At 53.4% G+C, this 15,672-nt stretch carries 18 protein-coding genes; 11 read left to right on the top strand and 7 right to left on the bottom strand.

What is annotated here, in order from left to right:
* Nucleotides 1-3: 3 nt before the first annotated feature.
* Complete coding sequence (gene anmK, locus JOE09_RS02880; RefSeq protein WP_205064722.1) at nucleotides 4-1,122, bottom strand: anhydro-N-acetylmuramic acid kinase; 1,119 nt, start codon at nucleotides 1,120-1,122, stop codon at nucleotides 4-6.
* A gap of 287 nt (nucleotides 1,123-1,409) precedes the next feature.
* On the opposite strand from anmK, the gene slyB reads away from it, so the two are divergent.
* The gene (slyB, locus tag JOE09_RS02885) at nucleotides 1,410-1,877 is read left to right on the top strand and encodes an outer membrane lipoprotein SlyB (protein ID WP_205064723.1); all 468 of its coding nucleotides are present in this window, start codon (nucleotides 1,410-1,412) and stop codon (nucleotides 1,875-1,877) included.
* A 61-nt stretch (nucleotides 1,878-1,938) separates the two neighbouring features.
* Here the strand turns inward: slyB and JOE09_RS02890 are convergent, their stop codons facing one another.
* Nucleotides 1,939-2,670 carry a MerR family transcriptional regulator gene (locus JOE09_RS02890; RefSeq protein ID WP_205064724.1) on the bottom strand — a complete coding sequence of 244 codons (732 nt, stop codon included), beginning with the start codon at nucleotides 2,668-2,670 and terminating at the stop codon, nucleotides 1,939-1,941.
* A 250-nt stretch (nucleotides 2,671-2,920) separates the two neighbouring features.
* On the bottom strand, nucleotides 2,921-4,141 hold the full coding sequence (locus tag JOE09_RS02895) for a diguanylate phosphodiesterase (RefSeq protein ID WP_205064725.1): 1,221 nt from the start codon (nucleotides 4,139-4,141) through the stop codon (nucleotides 2,921-2,923).
* Between the two features lie 212 nt (nucleotides 4,142-4,353).
* Between JOE09_RS02895 and ycgZ the strand changes: the two genes are divergently transcribed.
* From ycgZ to JOE09_RS02910, 3 genes are read left to right on the top strand one after another with little or no spacing between them, the layout of a single operon-like run.
* Nucleotides 4,354-4,593 (top strand): regulatory protein YcgZ, encoded by a 240-nt coding sequence (gene ycgZ / locus JOE09_RS02900; protein ID WP_205064726.1) that lies wholly within the window; start codon nucleotides 4,354-4,356, stop codon nucleotides 4,591-4,593.
* A gap of 23 nt (nucleotides 4,594-4,616) precedes the next feature.
* On the top strand, nucleotides 4,617-4,919 hold the full coding sequence (locus tag JOE09_RS02905; RefSeq protein WP_205064727.1) for a hypothetical protein: 303 nt from the start codon (nucleotides 4,617-4,619) through the stop codon (nucleotides 4,917-4,919).
* A 36-nt stretch (nucleotides 4,920-4,955) separates the two neighbouring features.
* Nucleotides 4,956-5,234, top strand: a complete 279-nt coding sequence (locus JOE09_RS02910; protein WP_205064728.1) for a biofilm development regulator YmgB/AriR family protein — start codon at nucleotides 4,956-4,958, stop codon at nucleotides 5,232-5,234.
* 128 nt (nucleotides 5,235-5,362) lie between these two features.
* On the opposite strand, the gene slyA is transcribed toward JOE09_RS02910, so the two are convergent.
* The gene (slyA, locus tag JOE09_RS02915) at nucleotides 5,363-5,800 is read right to left on the bottom strand and encodes a transcriptional regulator SlyA (RefSeq protein WP_105594948.1); all 438 of its coding nucleotides are present in this window, start codon (nucleotides 5,798-5,800) and stop codon (nucleotides 5,363-5,365) included.
* 151 nt (nucleotides 5,801-5,951) lie between these two features.
* Here slyA and JOE09_RS02920 point away from each other — a divergent pair, with 151 nt between their 5' ends.
* Genes JOE09_RS02920 through JOE09_RS02930 form a run of 3 tightly spaced genes read left to right on the top strand, consistent with a single transcriptional unit; the run spans nucleotide 5,952 to nucleotide 9,064 of the window.
* On the top strand, nucleotides 5,952-6,191 hold the full coding sequence (locus JOE09_RS02920; RefSeq protein ID WP_205065100.1) for a DUF1656 domain-containing protein: 240 nt from the start codon (nucleotides 5,952-5,954) through the stop codon (nucleotides 6,189-6,191).
* Between the two features lie 4 nt (nucleotides 6,192-6,195).
* A complete protein-coding gene (locus JOE09_RS02925) occupies nucleotides 6,196-7,053 on the top strand; it encodes an efflux RND transporter periplasmic adaptor subunit (RefSeq protein WP_205065101.1) in 858 nt (285 codons plus the stop codon).
* A 7-nt stretch (nucleotides 7,054-7,060) separates the two neighbouring features.
* A complete protein-coding gene (locus JOE09_RS02930; protein WP_205064729.1) occupies nucleotides 7,061-9,064 on the top strand; it encodes an FUSC family protein in 2,004 nt (667 codons plus the stop codon).
* Nucleotides 9,065-9,108: 44 nt separating this feature from the next.
* Here the strand turns inward: JOE09_RS02930 and JOE09_RS02935 are convergent, their stop codons facing one another.
* The 3 genes from JOE09_RS02935 to JOE09_RS02945 are packed head-to-tail and all read right to left on the bottom strand — an operon-like array spanning nucleotide 9,109 to nucleotide 11,244.
* Nucleotides 9,109-10,005: an aldo/keto reductase gene (locus tag JOE09_RS02935; protein WP_205064730.1), complete on the bottom strand. Its 897-nt coding sequence runs from the start codon at nucleotides 10,003-10,005 to the stop codon at nucleotides 9,109-9,111.
* 43 nt (nucleotides 10,006-10,048) lie between these two features.
* Nucleotides 10,049-10,288, bottom strand: a complete 240-nt coding sequence (locus JOE09_RS02940) for a DUF1289 domain-containing protein (protein WP_200544661.1) — start codon at nucleotides 10,286-10,288, stop codon at nucleotides 10,049-10,051.
* Nucleotides 10,289-10,335: 47 nt separating this feature from the next.
* Nucleotides 10,336-11,244, bottom strand: a complete 909-nt coding sequence (locus JOE09_RS02945; protein ID WP_205064731.1) for a LysR substrate-binding domain-containing protein — start codon at nucleotides 11,242-11,244, stop codon at nucleotides 10,336-10,338.
* 104 nt (nucleotides 11,245-11,348) lie between these two features.
* On the opposite strand from JOE09_RS02945, the gene JOE09_RS02950 reads away from it, so the two are divergent.
* From JOE09_RS02950 to nemA, 4 genes are all read left to right on the top strand, one after another.
* Nucleotides 11,349-11,993, top strand: coding sequence for an NAD(P)-dependent oxidoreductase (locus JOE09_RS02950; RefSeq protein WP_205064732.1), 645 nt, complete (start codon nucleotides 11,349-11,351; stop codon nucleotides 11,991-11,993).
* Nucleotides 11,994-12,098: 105 nt separating this feature from the next.
* Nucleotides 12,099-13,736 (top strand): phosphoethanolamine transferase EptA, encoded by a 1,638-nt coding sequence (eptA, locus tag JOE09_RS02955; protein ID WP_205064733.1) that lies wholly within the window; start codon nucleotides 12,099-12,101, stop codon nucleotides 13,734-13,736.
* A 77-nt stretch (nucleotides 13,737-13,813) separates the two neighbouring features.
* On the top strand, nucleotides 13,814-14,404 hold the full coding sequence (locus JOE09_RS02960; protein ID WP_205064734.1) for a TetR/AcrR family transcriptional regulator: 591 nt from the start codon (nucleotides 13,814-13,816) through the stop codon (nucleotides 14,402-14,404).
* Nucleotides 14,405-14,448: 44 nt separating this feature from the next.
* On the top strand, nucleotides 14,449-15,549 hold the full coding sequence (gene nemA, locus JOE09_RS02965; protein WP_205064735.1) for an alkene reductase: 1,101 nt from the start codon (nucleotides 14,449-14,451) through the stop codon (nucleotides 15,547-15,549).
* Nucleotides 15,550-15,672 lie beyond the last annotated feature (123 nt).

Raw genomic sequence — 15,672 nt, forward strand, 5'->3', positions numbered from 1 at the left:
CAATCAGCGTAATGGACGATTTGCCGGGAATATTGCCCCTATCACGCTGGCCTCGCGCGCACCGGTCACCGATGGCAAATTGCCCGGCAGCCCGCTCAGCGTACGCCACGCCAGCCAGGCAAACGCCAGCGCCTCCATGTCGTCGCCGCTGATCCCCGCTTTATCGGTGCTGGTGACCTCCGTACCCGGAATCAGCGCCACCAGCCGGGCAATCAGCTGCAGATTGCGAGCGCCGCCGCCGCACACCAGCAGCCGGTCACAGCCGCCGCTGAGTAATACCTGATCGGCGATAGTCTTGGCGGTCAGCTCGATGAGCGTGGCCTGAACATCCTGTGCGGCAAGGCCCGGGAACATCGCCAGATAACGTTCCAGCCAGCCGAGATTAAAGTATTCCCTGCCGGTGCTTTTCGGTGCGCTCAGTGCGAAATAGGGATCGCTGAGCATTTGCTGCAACAGCGGATAGATAATGCGACCGCCAGCTCCCCAGGCACCGTCGAGATCGTAGGGTTTACCCTGCTGCCGCCAGATCCAGGCATCAAGCAGCATATTGCCCGGTCCGGTGTCAAAACCACGCGGTGCATGACCGGGCATCAGCAGAGAGAGATTAGCTATGCCACCGATATTGAGCACCATTCTGCGCTCGCCGGGATGCATCAATACTGCATGGTGGAAAGCAGGAACCAGCGGTGCCCCCTGCCCGCCGAGCGCCATATCCCGGCGGCGGAAATCGCCTACAACCGTAATACCGGTGGCGGCGGCAATCTGATTATTGTCGCCAATTTGCAGGGTATTGGGCGCGTCTCCGTGCGGTTCATGCCATACGGTTTGCCCGTGACACCCAATCGCTGTGATGTCTTCATGGCTCAATCCCTGGCGTTTGAGCAGCGTATTGATGGCCTCGGCAAACAGTCTGCCCAGCCGGGTGTCCAGCTGGCCAAGCTGAGAAAGTGTCAACGGTTGCCCCTGACAGATAGCCAGAATCTGCAGCTTGAGTTCGTGAGGAATGGGATGCGAATAGCTGGCCTGCTGCGCCACCATATGCTGGTCAATCGCAGCAATCACCACGTCCACACCGTCCAGACTGGTGCCCGACATCACACCGATATAGCGTCCCGATTTCATGCGTCTGCCTTAACCCCGTTGAAGGGCATGAGAATGATGCTGCCAGCCTGGCAAAATATGGTTAGCAATACCATGATTTAGTGAACATTTTTTTATTCTCGCTGTCATTAATTGCACCGCGAATACATTTCATGCGGTGATTGACACGGTGTTTAAGCATCGCGGGCTATATTTTCTTTTACTTTTTTCATTTCCAATAGTGAGAAATGCACAGCTGGTAACATATAATGATGCCATTACGGCTGCCTGACTATGTGCAGCAACTGCAATATAAAGGAGTTCTTAATATGATGAAGCGTTTACTAGCCGTGACTCTTGTCGGGATGACGCTGGCGGGTTGTGCAAATAACGACACATTGTCAGGTGATGTGTATTCCGCATCTGAGGCCAAACAGGTTCAAAGCGTCTCTTACGGTACCCTGGTTTCCGTGCGTCCTATTCAGATTCAGGGCGGCGAAGAAAACAACGTTATTGGTGCTATCGGCGGTGCAGTACTGGGTGGTTTCCTCGGTAACACCGTTGGCGGCGGTACCGGTCGCAGCCTGGCGACAGCAGCGGGTGCGATTGCCGGTGGTGTAGCAGGCCAGGGCGTTGAGTCTGCCTACAATAAAAGCCAGGGCGTTGAACTGGAAATTCGTAAGGACGATGGCAATACCATCATGGTGGTACAGAAGCAGGCAGCCAGCCGCTTCTCGGTGGGTCAGCGCGTAGCAATGGCATCAAACGGCAGCCAGATTACCGTTTCGCCTCGCTAAGCCCACACAGCAAAACTCTCGATATTACTGATACCGGTCATCGCAAGAGGCCGGTATTTTTTTATCCTGCATGAAATGCAACGTCGTATCCCTGTGCCTTCCAGTGGGTCATTTGTTCCTGCTGTTCTTGCGTAAGCGCGTTTCCCGTCCAGAGGAAAACGTGCTGGCCTGGGAAGAGTTCCGGTCGCGGATTTTCCAGCGGTTCAGAGAGTACGTCAACGTGCCAGCTTCGCTGTGAAAGCCGCCAGGCCTCAAGCCACAGCCGGGCCCGATCGCCATTATCCCAGCTCATTAATAGCGTATTTCTGCCTGCTTTTTTTCGCGATGCAACAAGGCATGAACTGGCATAATCAATCAGTGCACCATCAAACAGGCTGCTCATAGACCGTGCCGTTGACAGATCGAGAATCAAACGTTGGCGCACGGGAATAATGATCTGGTCGATCACCGCGTCCGCCGAATGCTTACGATCCAGTTCGGTGATAATCGCGCGCAGCTTAGCCGGTCTGGCCTGACGAAGCACGGCCATCATCTCTTCCTGGCGAGATTCCCAGCCATCCTGCAAATTCACTTCACTTTGTTCTAAAAGCGCTTTGACCTTACCGACGGAGACGCCGCTTTCAATCCAGCGTTTAATCTCCTCAATCCGCTGGATATCTTCCTCATCAAACTGACGATGTCCCCCTTCCGTCCGCTTCGGTTTGAGCAACTCGTAACGCCGCTGCCATGCACGAAGGGTCACCGGGTTGATTCCACATCGCTCAGCGACGTCACCAATACTGTAAAAGGCCATTCACTTCCTCATAGCCAGCCAATACACCATGGTAAAAGTATACACGTTAAAGCTGTACAAAGTTCTGTCAATTATACAGAGATGTTGGATTTTTTGGGCTGAAAGTGTGTTAACTGTACGAGATTGTAACTAACGTAAGCCACAGTTAATAAAGGGGATAGGCACCAGCACTACATTTAGCGAAAGAGATCACTGACAGTGCAGTTTTTTACCACCTGCACTGTACAGTTTCGGTTCAGCCACACCGGTATTACATCGCGCTCAACATTTCAGGCCAGCAGACGGCAGGGATCCCTTCGAAGGCAGGCGCGGCGAAAAGATGCCCCTGGAAATGTGACACGCCGGCAGATTCCAGCCACATCCACTCTTCGGGTTTTTCGACGCCAACGGCTGAAACCATAATTTCCAACGAAGCGCAGCATTGAATGATCGCCCGGACAATAGCCTGCCGTGGCCCGCTTTTGTGTACATCTCGGATCAGTTCTCGGTTGATCTTGATCCTTTCTGGCTGAAACTGGGCCAGCAACGACAGTCCGGCAAAACCACCGCCAAAGTGATCGATGGCGACGCGGATGCCGGCAGCCTTGAGCTGTCTCACCGCATTAGTGAACTCTTCAAGGCGAGAGATCACCTCATTTTCTGTAAACTCAACGATGATTTGTTCCGGGACCAATCCGTTAACATTAATCTCCTTCAGCAGGAAATTCACCGCTTCCGGGATTCTGACCAGCGTCATGGGGAGCAGATTGATAGAGAGCGTCCGGGCGCCCACATTGATGGCTCCAGCCAGGGCGAAGGCGGTCTTTTTACTCTTCAAGTCAGCCTTATAGACTTCATCCCCTTCCAGACCGTTGAAAAATGCCGCTGAACTCTCTCCCGAAGATGTACGGATCAATGCTTCCAGCGATACGGTTTTCTGGGCCAGAGGATCGACAATCGGTTGAAAAGCAAAACTGCACTCGGTCGTGATTTCAGCGGGGAGCGATGCGGACTGCACGCTATTACCATCAGAAACAAATGCCCATGAATCAGCGGGAGGGATCTCGAAGTAATTCTCTTTTTCGGTGGCTTCAACAAAAGTCCGGAAGAACTGCAGCGCCCGGTCGTCATAAATTAACTGATACTTTGACGTTCCTCTGTTCAGAACGCTCTGTAACACCTCTTCCCTTTCATATTCCCGCAGATCAAAAAGCTCCATTCCCGCTTTACCAAACCGACGGTGAGGTGCGAAATCGCAGAAGACCTCGACCACGTTGTAATGGCGCTGGTCTTCACAAATCCGGCGGTAAATATTAAAAACGCTCTCTTCAGGGCCTTCCAGCAACTGGAAGAAGTGAACGCCGTTAAAAAGTAGTATGCCCGTAACATCTGCCTGACCGTTTTTAAAGTTAGCAGCGTTGACCATTTCTTTCAGGTCATTAGGCGGGAAATGCTCACAAATATGGCTGCGATAGATAAGGGTGGTAAGCATGCTACTTCCAAAGGAAAAGTGTGTGAATTGCCACCTTAGCAGATGACTGTCATTGCGTCTTGTTAATACCAGAGAGTACTGGAGGAATCACGAGTTTAGAACGGTAAAGATCCGCACCATTAAAATTATGTACAAGTTTTTATGTACAGATTTTACGTATTGGTATAACTTTAAGAGGTGGTGGATAACTGATTAATTTACAGGAGTGACATATGCAGCAGAACGGTTACAGCCCGACCCCAGCAAATGCCATTGCCCGCTATTTTGAAAAAGCAGATCAATCCGAACAGCAGGTGACTCTCGGTGAAATCGTTGTTGAGATACTCAGCGACGGGCGCAGCCTGAACCGCAAAGCAATCTGCGCTAAATTACTGCGCCGCCTTGAAAATGCCTCAGACGAAACAGAAGAAAGCCATTATCAGGCATTGATTTCTATGTTGTTCGAGCGGTAATTGCAGCGATAAGAGATGTAGCTATGAACAGAATTGAACATGACAGGCTGGCTGCCGAGATTATAGGAGAAGCAGCTTTCGCCCTTTTACAGCGCAAAGGGCCAATCAATAAGCATTCTTTAATTCAACAACTCAAACAAATGGGCGCTGATGAGTCTGATGCCGAACGATGCCAATATATTGCCTATCTGGTTACACAATTGAATGGTAACACTGAGCACTTTCTGCATCGTAAAGAATCAACGTCAAAAAATGAACAACACACGGACAACGTTTTTCCTCTGTTTGCCGCGACGACAATTTCCGGCAACGCTAAAAAACATTGACTGACAATGGCGAATTTAACCTGAACGGTGTGAACGATGAATCAGATTGCAACTAAAAAACCACAAACTTTTCATGGCGTTTCAGGGGCAAGCCTCTCTGAGTACTTTCGCACATCAGGCGAGGCGCTGGCGGAAGAGTCAGCCCTGCTCGGGCAGGTTATCAATAGCATTGTCGCCACAGATGGGCATCTTACCAATAAGGCGATCATTGCGCGCCTGATTGAAATACTCGAATTAACGGACAATGTTGTCAGTGCTGATGTGGTACGTAAGACGCTGGAGATCGTTTTAGATCATACCATTGATGATATTTGAATCAGCGGAGTCAGCATTGATGAGCATTGCAATTAGCGCGATGCTCATCCCACACAATACTCCACGATGCATCAATCAAGAGTAAAGATTTAACGCAGGTTTGCTCCCTGCGACATATAACCGGCATGTTACTCAGCTTTACGCTGCAGTTCCACAATGTTCTTTTCCAGCCGCGCAATCAGCGTCACCAGTTTGTCAATCTCAGCCTGAGAGATACCCACCAGAATATCATCACGCGTGGCATCAATCACATCTTCAACCTGATTAATAATCGGTTCTGCTGCTTCCGTCAGACGGATTCGCTTGGCGCGTCGGTCGTTAGCGCAGGTACTGCGCACTATCAGCCCTTTCTCTTCCAACTGATCCAAAGTACGCACCAGTGAAGGCTGTTCGATGCCGATCGCCTTTGCCAGCTGTATCTGTGACTGCTCGGGAGGCAGCTGATGAATGTTGTGCAGCGTCACCCAATGAGTCTGGGTTAGCTCCAGTGGTTTCAATCGTTGATCGATTAGTGCGCGCCAGATGCGCACCAGTCTTGCAAGGTCAGTTCCCAACGGGGTATCCAATTTCCACTCCTTATAATTAGCTTGCTAGCTATCAAGCCTCATTTTAGACTATTCTGCGAGTTTACAGGACAAAATACAAATCGCTCCTTACAGCGCTTGTATCAGATTTTTAGTCGCCACAGGGCCGACGACGATAAGGATTTACAATGTGATGATGACTCTCTCACTGACAGCGGCCCCATTCACCGACCTGGTTTTTGGTGCTTCGCTCTATTTCCCCCCGCTGTTTAAGGCCGTTCTTTTGGGCTTTTTCCTCTGGTTGATACTTCATCCCCTGCTCCGGGACTGGATGTATTCCGGGGAGATCTGGCACCCAACGCTACTGGATCTGTCGATTTTTATACTCTGTGTCAGCGCTTCGCTGTGGCTGTGGTTGATGATTTCTGGATGAAATGATGAAACTGAATTCGCTCAAGTATTTTTCAACCCTGATTGTGTTTGCCGCGGCGCTGTGCGCTGCATGGTGGTTATGGAACTACTACATGCAGTCTCCCTGGACTCGTGACGGCAAAGTTCGCGCGGAACTGGTCAATATTACCCCGCAGGTTTCAGGACGAATCATGCATCTGTACGTAGAAGATAATCAGTTCGTCAGCAAGGGCACCAAACTGTTTAGTCTTGACGACGATCCCTATCGCATCGCCGAAGCAACGGCCGAATCGCAGCTGGCAAAAGCACAGTCTGATTTAGTTAAAGCACAGCATGAGGCCCGACGTCGGCAGGATCTGCCGCGCAACGTTATTTCGGCAGAAGCGTTGGATGAGGCCAATCTGGCGGTCAAATCAATGGAAGCCAGCGAAAAAACAGCACAGTCGCAGCTTAATCAGGCCCGCTGGGAACTGTCGCAAACGAACGTCTATGCTCCGGTCGATGGCTGGATTAATAACCTGGTGACTCGAGTAGGCGACTATGCCAGCAGCGGGTCCCCCCTGTTTGCACTGGTTGACAGTCATTCTTTTTACGTCATGGGCTATTTCGAAGAGACCAAACTGCGCCATATCCAACCTGGTGCTACAGCCAGACTGCGCCTCTATAGCGATGACCGCGAGCTCGGTGGCGTGGTCGCAAGTATCGGACGAGCCATCTACGATCAAAGCGTTGAGACCGACAGTGGGCTGGTTCCCGATATCAAGCCTAACGTTCCCTGGGTCAGACTGGCGCAGCGGGTACCGGTTCGTATCAGACTCACCGATATTCCGCCGGATCTGCCGCTGGTCGCGGGTACCACGGTGACTATATCCTTACAGCACTGAGGTCGCGATGAATCTGAGCTGGCTGGAGTGGCAGCAACTGCCATGGGTTAAAGCGACGGGTGCCCAGTGGCGTTATGCGTTGCGTAACTCAATTGCGATGTGTCTTGCCCTGAGTATTGCTTACGGCCTGCAGCTCGATCAGCCCTACTGGGCAATGACCTCAGCTGCTGTCGTCAGTTTCCCTACGGTGGGCGGCGTAATAAGCAAAAGCCTGGGCCGTATTGTTGGCAGCATGATCGGAGCCGGTGCCGCTCTGTTGATTGCCGGCCATACCCTGAATGAGCCGTGGCTTTTTACCATTACTATTGCCGCGTGGCTGGCTTTCTGCACATGGGTCTCGAATCACTATCAGAACAACGTCGCCTACGCGTTTTCTCTGTCGGGGTATACTGCGGCGATTATCGCGTTCACCTGCGTTAATGTTACCGATTCGAGCGAGCTGTGGACTATTGCACAGGCACGCGTGTGTGAAGTGATATCCGGCATCCTCTGCGGCGGGCTGATGATGATGGTTCTGCCGAGCACCTCTGACGGTGAAACGTTGATCAACTCGCTTAAGCAAATGCACGCAAGGCTGCTTGAACATGCCACGTTGCTACTGCAGCGTGAAACCACGGACGGTATGCGCCACGCGCACGAAAACGTTATCAGCCAGATCCTGACAATGAATCTGCTGCGTGTTCAGGCCTTCTGGAGCCACTATCGTTTCCGACGCCAGAACAATGTGTTGAATTATGTTCTCCACCAGCAGCTACACCTGGCCAGTGTCATATCCAGTCTGCGTAGAATGCTGTTGAACTGGCAGGACCCGCCTGAAATTCTGTACAAGGCCACCCAACAACTGCTCGCTGAACTGGCGCTGAAAAACTGCGACAAGTATCGGCTGGCGCAGATCCTGCAAACGGCAGCGCCGCAGGACACTTCAGCGTACCAGCATAACGCCTACTGGAAACATTTACGCTATTTCTGCTGGCTGTATCTGAACAACTCGCGCTGGCTTCGTCAGTTTGAACACGCCGACAGCGATACCCGGCTTTCTCCCCCCGTGGTTCCGGCCCTTGCTCGCCAGGCGGACGGCGCCGAGGCGGGCTGGAATGCCATTCGTACGTTCAGCGTCGTTTGTCTGGGATGCGGCTACTGGATTGCCACACAATGGGATTCTGGCGCAGCAGGCATTACGCTGGCAGCTATAGGCTGTGTGCTCTATTCATCATCACCGTCACCAACCGGTAGCACGCTGCTGATGCTTAAAACGCTCATCCTGCTATCAATTTTCAGTTTTGTGATGATGTTCGGGCTGATGGTACAAATTACCGTACTCTGGCAGTTCCTGATCGTCCTGTTTCCCCTACTGATCACCATGCAGCTTTTTAAGCTTCAACAGAAAAAGCATGCGGCACTGTGGGGTATGCTGATTGTCTTTTTAGGCTCGTTCATCTCTGTGAGCAACCCTCCGGTTTACAACTATCAGAGCTTCGTTAACGATAATCTGGCCAAGGTTAGCTGCGTAACGATGGTCTGGATAGCGTTCAGCATATTACGGCCCAGTTCAGATAAGCGGCGCAGCCGTCGTCATATTCGCGCTCTGCGCCGCGAGTTTCTTGACCAGCTTGGGCGCCAGCCGCGACTCAGCGAAAGCAGCTTTGAATCGCAGATTTATCATCGCATCAATCAACTGAACAACAGCCGGGATGAAAATGCACGACTCTGGCTGCTGCGCTGGGGAATGGTGCTATTGAACTGCGCGCAAATAGCCTGGCAGCTGCGCGAGTGGCAAACGCCCTCCCGGGCGCTTTCCTCGGTGCGGGATTCAGTGCTGCACGATCTGCAGAACATCATCAGCGAACGCGGCGTTCATCATGTTTCACTGAACGACACGCTGGCAACCTTACAGCAGCGCATTGATATGCTGATTAAGAGCGGCGATGCGCAGGAGAGCGAACTGGCGGGGATCGTCTGGCGCCTTTACTGTTCTCTGTCACAGCTTCAGCCCCGTGAAACAAAGACCTGAACGGTAGCGATCCGACGCTGATAGCTCGTCGGATCATCATTTTCTTAAGGCACGTCGTAGCCCAGTGCGGCCTTCCGAATTCTGAACCACTGCTGGCGGCTTAAAGAGAGACTGACGGCGGCGACGGCACTGCGGACCCGCTCAATTTTACCGCTGCCGATAATCGGCAGCGGCCGTGAAGGCAGCGCCAGAATCCAGGCGTAGATGACCTGTTCGATATTTTCAGCGGCGATTTCCTCACGCACGCGCTCCAGCTCTTCGCGCAGGGCCTGATACTGTGGCTGGGTGAAAATTTCCCCACGCCCCAGACAGGACCACGCCATCGGCCTGATACGTATCTGCTGGCACTGATCCAGCGTTCCGTCCAGCAGCAGCTCCTGATGGATCGGTGAGATCTCCACCTGATTAGTGGCTAACGTAAACGGCAGGCGTGACTGTAATAATGAGAACTGTGCCGGTGTAAAATTGGATACGCCGAAATGTTTCACTTTGCCGCTCTGGTGCAGCTGGATAAACGCTTCAGCAACCTCATCGGCGTCCATCAGCGGATCGGGACGATGGATGAGCAGCAGATCGAGATGATCCGTGTGAAAATAGCGCAGGGAATTTTCCGCGCTCTGGCGGATATGCTGCGCATCGGTACGGTAGTGGCCCAGTTTATGATCCGGGTTGGCGGTGGTGGCAATGCCGCACTTGGTGACCAGCTGCAAGCGCCCGCGCAGCGACGGCTGAAGCCGCAGCGCCTCGCCAAACGCCGCCTCACATTGATAACCGCCATAAATGTCAGCATGATCGACGGTGGTGATCCCCTGTTCCAGATGCTGTTCGATAAAACCGGTGAGCTGTTGGGGCGACATCTGCCACTCCATCAGACGCCAGTAACCCATCACCATTGGCGAAAATTCAGGTCCCTGCGGGGCGATTTGCACGGCTTGCAGCATAACTCTCTCCATAACGTAGTATGCACCGCTGACGCGGCTCGACTTAAAACAGGGTGGGTTGATCCGGCTCGTCAGCAGCAGAAGCAGGCTGTGCTCGCTGCTGCCGCAGATAACGCTGGCGGCAAAGACGCAAGACGTCGCGTTTTTGCGCGTCGCTGAAGCTGTTCCAGTTGAACCGCTCTTCCCGGCTACGCAGGCAGCCACGACAGTAGCCGCGTGCATCTGCCTGACAGATACCGCGACAGGGACTGGGTACCGGGAAAAACTCTAACTGTTCTGCCACACCGCCTCCTGCTGGATCGTATTGCCTCTATTGAAGTTCGTCGGCGATTACTGTGCAAGTCCGCTTAGCGGAAATTTGGAAAAATAATCGCGCAGCGCCTGCAACGCCTGACGGCTTTTCTCCGGCAGCACTCTCTCCAGAGTCAGCGCGGTTAGTTTGAGTGAAGGCGCCCGCCATTCCGGCAACAGCACCATCAGCTGTCCGCTGTTGAGTTCGGCACGGATTTCGTTCAGCGGCTGCAGCGACAGCCCCATTCCGGCCAGCGTGAACTCGCGGATCACCAGCATGCTGTCGCTCTGCACCTGACCTTCGCTAAGCCGAAGGGTTTGCATTTCTTCGCGCGGATGGTGCAGCTCAATCACCCGTTGATAAAGATGCCCCTGAATCCAGCGATGCCCTGCCAGCTGCTGCGGCGTTTCGGGCACGCCGTAGCGAGTCAGATAGGCCGGTGCGGCACAAATCACCATCGGCCATTCGACCAGCGGATGGGCAATAATACTGGCATCGCTAAGCTGTCGGCTAAAGCGCAGGGCAATATCTATGCGATGTTCAATCATATCCAGCACGTTATCGGTGGCGATGATCCGCAGCCGCAGTCCGGGGTGCTGTAGCAGCAGCGGTGACATCGCGCTGCACAGCGGCTGTCCGCCAATCCCCACGGTGGCACTGATGCGCAGCTCACCGGTGAGCGTATCGCGCATCTCGGCCAGACGCCTTTCGGCTTCCTGAGCGTGGTTCAGCATCGCCTCGCAGCCGGGATAAAAAGCCGCGCCGGCATCGGTCAGCGTCAGTTTGCGCGTGGATCGGTACAGCAACGGTACGCCCACCGCCTGCTCGAGCGCCCGCAGGTGCTGGCTCACCGCCGAGGCCGACATCCCCAGACGGCGGGCGGCCGCAGCCAGAGAGCCTTCGCTAACCACAATAGCAAACACCGCCATTCTGTTGAGTTTTTCCATTATTCGTAAGTTTTGCTTCATTATAAAAGTCAAAATATGCCACTTATCAGCCTCACTGTTAAGCTGTAAAGTGCAATCCACACCCGTTAATAAGGAATGACTTCATGAAACTTACCATCATTGGCGCAACCGGATTTGTCGGCCCTGAAATCGTCAAAGAAGCCCTGTCGCGCGGGCATCAGGTCGTTGCCGTCTCTCGTTCGGCGGATAAACTGGCAGCGCAATCCGGCCTGACCGTTGCACAAGGTGACGTTCACGACGTGCAGTGGCTCAGCGGCGTCCTGAAAGGCCAGGATGCGGTTATCAGCGCCTACAACCCCGGCTGGTCGGAAAACGATCTGTATGAGAAGTTCACCCGCGGCAGCGACCTTATCCTGCAGGCGGTAAAAGCCAGCGGCGTGAAGCGCCTGCTGGTCGTGGGCGGCGCAGGGAGCCTGGAAGTGGCACCCGGCGTTGAGCTGGTTGATACCGAGGCCTTCCCGGCCAACATCAAGCCCGGTGCGCTGGGCGCTCGTGACCTGCGTAACCGTCTTCAAGCAGAAGAGCAGGCGCTGGACTGGACCTATTTGTCACCCGCTGCGATGCTGGAACCGGGGCCACGTACCGGCACTTTCCGCCTCGGGACCACGTCACTGCTGATGAACGGTGAACATCCGGCCTCGATTAGCGTGGCCGACCTGGCCGTGGCTATTGTCGATGAAATTGAAAACCCGCAGCATATTCGTCAGCAGTTCACCGCCGCATACTGATCCCCTGGCCTGCCTAAGGCAGGCCAGGCGGTTCACATCGCATTTAAGGTTCATCTAAGGTTTCATCGTTATTCTGCACGCAGATAATTCTGCGACTGGAATACCATGAAATCTTTTTTAAAGTTACGTTGTAACGATTTGACCTTTAATCTTTGTGCTGCGCTGTTGTTTACTTTTGCCCTTAACGGCGTATTTCTGCTGCGCGCGTGGCAGACCTTTCCTTATGTTGGCCTACAGGACTATTTTTTTGCGGCTTCTATTCCGCTGGTGCTGTTCTGCGCCTTTCTGTTGATCTTTAATCTGTTCGCCCTGCCATGGGTACGTAAGCCACTGTTAACCTTACTTATCCTGCTCAGTGCCGCCGCTAACTATTTTATGTACAGTTTCGGCACGGTGATTGACACCAATATGATCCAGAATGTGTTTGAAACCGACATGCAGGAAGCCGCCTCGCTGTTCAGCACACGTTATCTTATCTGGCTGACACTGCTCGGACTGCTGCCGGTCGCGGTAATGTGGCGGAGCAAGATTGAATCTTCACGCCCGTGGTGGGCATCGATCATCTGGCGTTCGGTCAGTTCACTGGCGGCTATCCTGCTGATTCTGATGATGGCGGCGCTCTTCTATAAAGACTACGCGTCGATGGTGCGCAACAACAAAGGCCTGGTGAAGATGATTACCCCGGCTAACGTTGCCAGCGGTATTGGTCACTACATGCACGATCGCTGGTTTGCCGGCAGTCAGCAGCTGGTAAAAATCGGCCTTGATGCCCGTAAAGGTCCGATCATTAGCGCAGAAAAGAAAAAGACGCTGGTAGTATTCGTACTGGGTGAAACGGCCCGAGCGGAGAATTTCTCTCTGGGCGGTTATCCAAGGGAAACGAATCCTAAACTGAAAGGCGATAACGTTATCTATTATAAGAACGCCACTTCGTGTGGAACTGAAACGGCGATTTCCGTTCCGTGCATGTTCTCCAATATGCCTCGCACGCAATATGATGCCGGGCTTGCTCGTCATCAGGAAGGGCTGTTGGATATCATGGCGCATGCCGATGTTAACGTGCTGTGGCGTGAAAACGACGGCGGCTGTAAAGGTGCCTGCGATCGCGTACCGCATACGGATATGACCAAATGGCAGGTTAATGAACTGTGCAAGAGCGACTTCTGCCTGGATGATGTGCTGCTGCACCGCCTGAACAACTATATCGACGGCATTAAGGATGATTCGATTATTGTGCTGCACCAGATGGGCAGCCACGGCCCGGCCTACTACCAGCGCTATCCAGCTGCAATGCGTCAGTTCACGCCGACCTGCGACAGTAATCAGATCCAGGACTGCGATCGTCAGGCGCTGATCAACACCTATGACAACAGCATTTTGTATACTGATTCGATGCTCGACAGCACCATCACGCTGCTGAAAAGTTACAGCAGTAAATTTAACGTCGCGATGGTCTATCTCTCCGATCATGGTGAATCGCTGGGCGAACGCGGGATGTATCTGCACGGCGCACCGTATCTGTTTGCACCTGAGCAGCAAACGCATATTCCGTTCCTGCTGTGGCTGTCACCGGATTATGAAAGCGCGTTTAGCATTAATTCATCCTGCCTGCAGCAACAGGCAGAAAGCCAGCCGGTGTCGCAGGATAATATCTTCCATACGCTGCTCGGCATGCTCAACGTACAAACGAATGAGTATCAGCAAAATCTGGATATGCTCCAGGGCTGTCGTAAAAGCGCTTGAGGAAAAATGCCAGGCGGATCGTGCCCTACCCATCAGCGCAGGTTGAAATCGACCATTCGGTCGGGTAGTCTGCTGCGATGAATAAAACGACCCGATTTGATACGCGCGAACATATCCTCAATACCGGTGAGCAGCTCTGCGTGCAGAGCGGCTTTAACGGCACGGGGCTGATCGAGCTGCTAAAAAAAGCTGAAGTGCCTAAAGGGTCGTTTTACTACTATTTCCCCTCCAAAGAAGCGTTTGGAGTGGCAATGCTGGAGCGCTACTTCGCTCGATATGTGCAGAACCTGAGCGCGTTTCTTGCGGAACATCAGGGCGATGCGCGTCAGCGGGTGCTGGAATATTATCAGCAGTCGTGCAGCTGGTGGCAGGAACATCAGTTTGCCGGTTGCCTTTCCGTTAAGCTCTCCGCTGAGGTTTGCGATCTTTCCGAAGAGATGCGCAACGCGCTGGCGGCGGGTTCAGCGGCTTTGATTGGCGAACTGACCTCCGCGCTGGAAAAGGCGCAGCAGCAGGAAAAACTGTCACCTGCCGTCTCCGCCGCCTCCACGGCGGAAACGCTTTATATGCTGTGGCTTGGCGCAAGCCTGCAGTGCAAAATTCGCCGCGACAGTGCGCCTTTACAGATTGCCGTGCAGCAAATGACACGTATTCTTCAGGCGATTTAAAAAAAAACGCCCTTACTAGTCGACCGGTCTACCAGGAGTAAGTTATGGCTTTGAATAAACTGTTTACCCCATTAAAAACCGGCGCGATCACCGTGCCAAACCGCATTTTTATGGCTCCGTTAACCCGCCTGCGTAGCATTGAGCCAGGCGATATCCCAACGCCGCTGATGGGCGAGTATTACCGCCAGCGTGCTTCCTCTGGATTAATTATTACTGAAGCGACCCAAATTACTTTCCAGGCGAAAGGCTACGCCGGTGCGCCGGGGCTGCACAGTCCGGAACAGATTGCCGCGTGGAAGGCGATTAACCAGGGTATCCACCAGGATGGCGGTCACAGCGCGGTTCAGCTGTGGCATACCGGGCGTATATCGCACAACAGCCTGCAACCTGAAGGCGCAGCACCCGTATCCGCTTCGGCGATTAATGCCGAAACCCGCACCTCGCTGCGCGATGCTGAAGGTAAACCGCTGCGAGAAGCAACCTCTACCCCCCGGGCGCTAAGCACTGCCGAGGTTGCCGGCATCGTTACCGACTTCCGCCAGGCGGTGATTAACGCGCGCGAAGCGGATTTCGATCTGGTTGAGCTACACTCCGCGCACGGCTACCTGATTCATCAATTCCTCTCCCCGGCGTCTAACCAGCGCGAGGACCAGTACGGCGGCAGTATTGAAAATCGCACCCGTTTCGCACTGGAAGTGGTTGATGCTGCCATTGACGGATGGAGCGCTGATCGTATCGGTATCCGTATTTCACCACTCGGCCCGTTTAACGGCCTGGATAACGGCGAAGATCAGGAAGAAGCGGCGCTGTATTACATTGCCGAACTGGCAAAACGCAACCTGGCCTATCTGCATATTTCAGAACCGGACTGGGCCGGTGGCAAACCGTATACCGAAAGCTTCCGTCAGGCGATTCGCGCCGTGTATCCCGGCGTGATCGTCGGTGCGGGCGGTTACAGTGCTGAAAAAGCCGAAGACCTGATCGAACGCGGGCTGATTGATGCGGTTGCCTTTGGCCGCAGCTACATTTCTAACCCGGACCTGGTCGAACGCCTGCAGGCTGGCGCGCCGTTCAACGAACCGCGCCCGGAAACGTTCTACGGCGGTGGTGCGGAAGGCTATACGGATTATCCTGTCTTAGGATAATTGCGCTAAGTTAAGCGGCACATTTGTGATATAATAGATTGTTTTAATAGCGATAATTGCTACAACGCTCGCAGTTGTAACGATTATCGCTATACTATTTTTCTAACGTCATCCGCCGATGAC

This window comes from Pantoea coffeiphila, assembly GCF_016909495.1.
Taxonomy (GTDB): domain Bacteria; phylum Pseudomonadota; class Gammaproteobacteria; order Enterobacterales; family Enterobacteriaceae; genus Erwinia; species Erwinia coffeiphila.

What these genes read in the sequence shown, in the direction of transcription:
- JOE09_RS02895 (WP_205064725.1), bottom strand. Translation starts at nt 4,141, where the DNA reads ATGCTTACCACCCTTATCTATCGCAGCCATATTTGTGAGCATTTCCCG.
- ycgZ (WP_205064726.1), top strand. Translation starts at nt 4,354, where the DNA reads ATGCAGCAGAACGGTTACAGCCCGACCCCAGCAAATGCCATTGCCCGC.
- slyB (WP_205064723.1), top strand. Translation starts at nt 1,410, where the DNA reads ATGATGAAGCGTTTACTAGCCGTGACTCTTGTCGGGATGACGCTGGCG.
- JOE09_RS02905 (WP_205064727.1), top strand. Translation starts at nt 4,617, where the DNA reads ATGAACAGAATTGAACATGACAGGCTGGCTGCCGAGATTATAGGAGAA.
- JOE09_RS02960 (WP_205064734.1), top strand. Translation starts at nt 13,814, where the DNA reads ATGAATAAAACGACCCGATTTGATACGCGCGAACATATCCTCAATACC.
- JOE09_RS02935 (WP_205064730.1), bottom strand. Translation starts at nt 10,005, where the DNA reads ATGCTGCAAGCCGTGCAAATCGCCCCGCAGGGACCTGAATTTTCGCCA.
- nemA (WP_205064735.1), top strand. Translation starts at nt 14,449, where the DNA reads ATGGCTTTGAATAAACTGTTTACCCCATTAAAAACCGGCGCGATCACC.
- JOE09_RS02945 (WP_205064731.1), bottom strand. Translation starts at nt 11,244, where the DNA reads ATGGAAAAACTCAACAGAATGGCGGTGTTTGCTATTGTGGTTAGCGAA.
- JOE09_RS02925 (WP_205065101.1), top strand. Translation starts at nt 6,196, where the DNA reads ATGAAACTGAATTCGCTCAAGTATTTTTCAACCCTGATTGTGTTTGCC.
- JOE09_RS02950 (WP_205064732.1), top strand. Translation starts at nt 11,349, where the DNA reads ATGAAACTTACCATCATTGGCGCAACCGGATTTGTCGGCCCTGAAATC.
- JOE09_RS02890 (WP_205064724.1), bottom strand. Translation starts at nt 2,670, where the DNA reads ATGGCCTTTTACAGTATTGGTGACGTCGCTGAGCGATGTGGAATCAAC.
- JOE09_RS02910 (WP_205064728.1), top strand. Translation starts at nt 4,956, where the DNA reads ATGAATCAGATTGCAACTAAAAAACCACAAACTTTTCATGGCGTTTCA.
- JOE09_RS02930 (WP_205064729.1), top strand. Translation starts at nt 7,061, where the DNA reads ATGAATCTGAGCTGGCTGGAGTGGCAGCAACTGCCATGGGTTAAAGCG.
- eptA (WP_205064733.1), top strand. Translation starts at nt 12,099, where the DNA reads ATGAAATCTTTTTTAAAGTTACGTTGTAACGATTTGACCTTTAATCTT.
- anmK (WP_205064722.1), bottom strand. Translation starts at nt 1,122, where the DNA reads ATGAAATCGGGACGCTATATCGGTGTGATGTCGGGCACCAGTCTGGAC.
- JOE09_RS02920 (WP_205065100.1), top strand. Translation starts at nt 5,952, where the DNA reads ATGATGACTCTCTCACTGACAGCGGCCCCATTCACCGACCTGGTTTTT.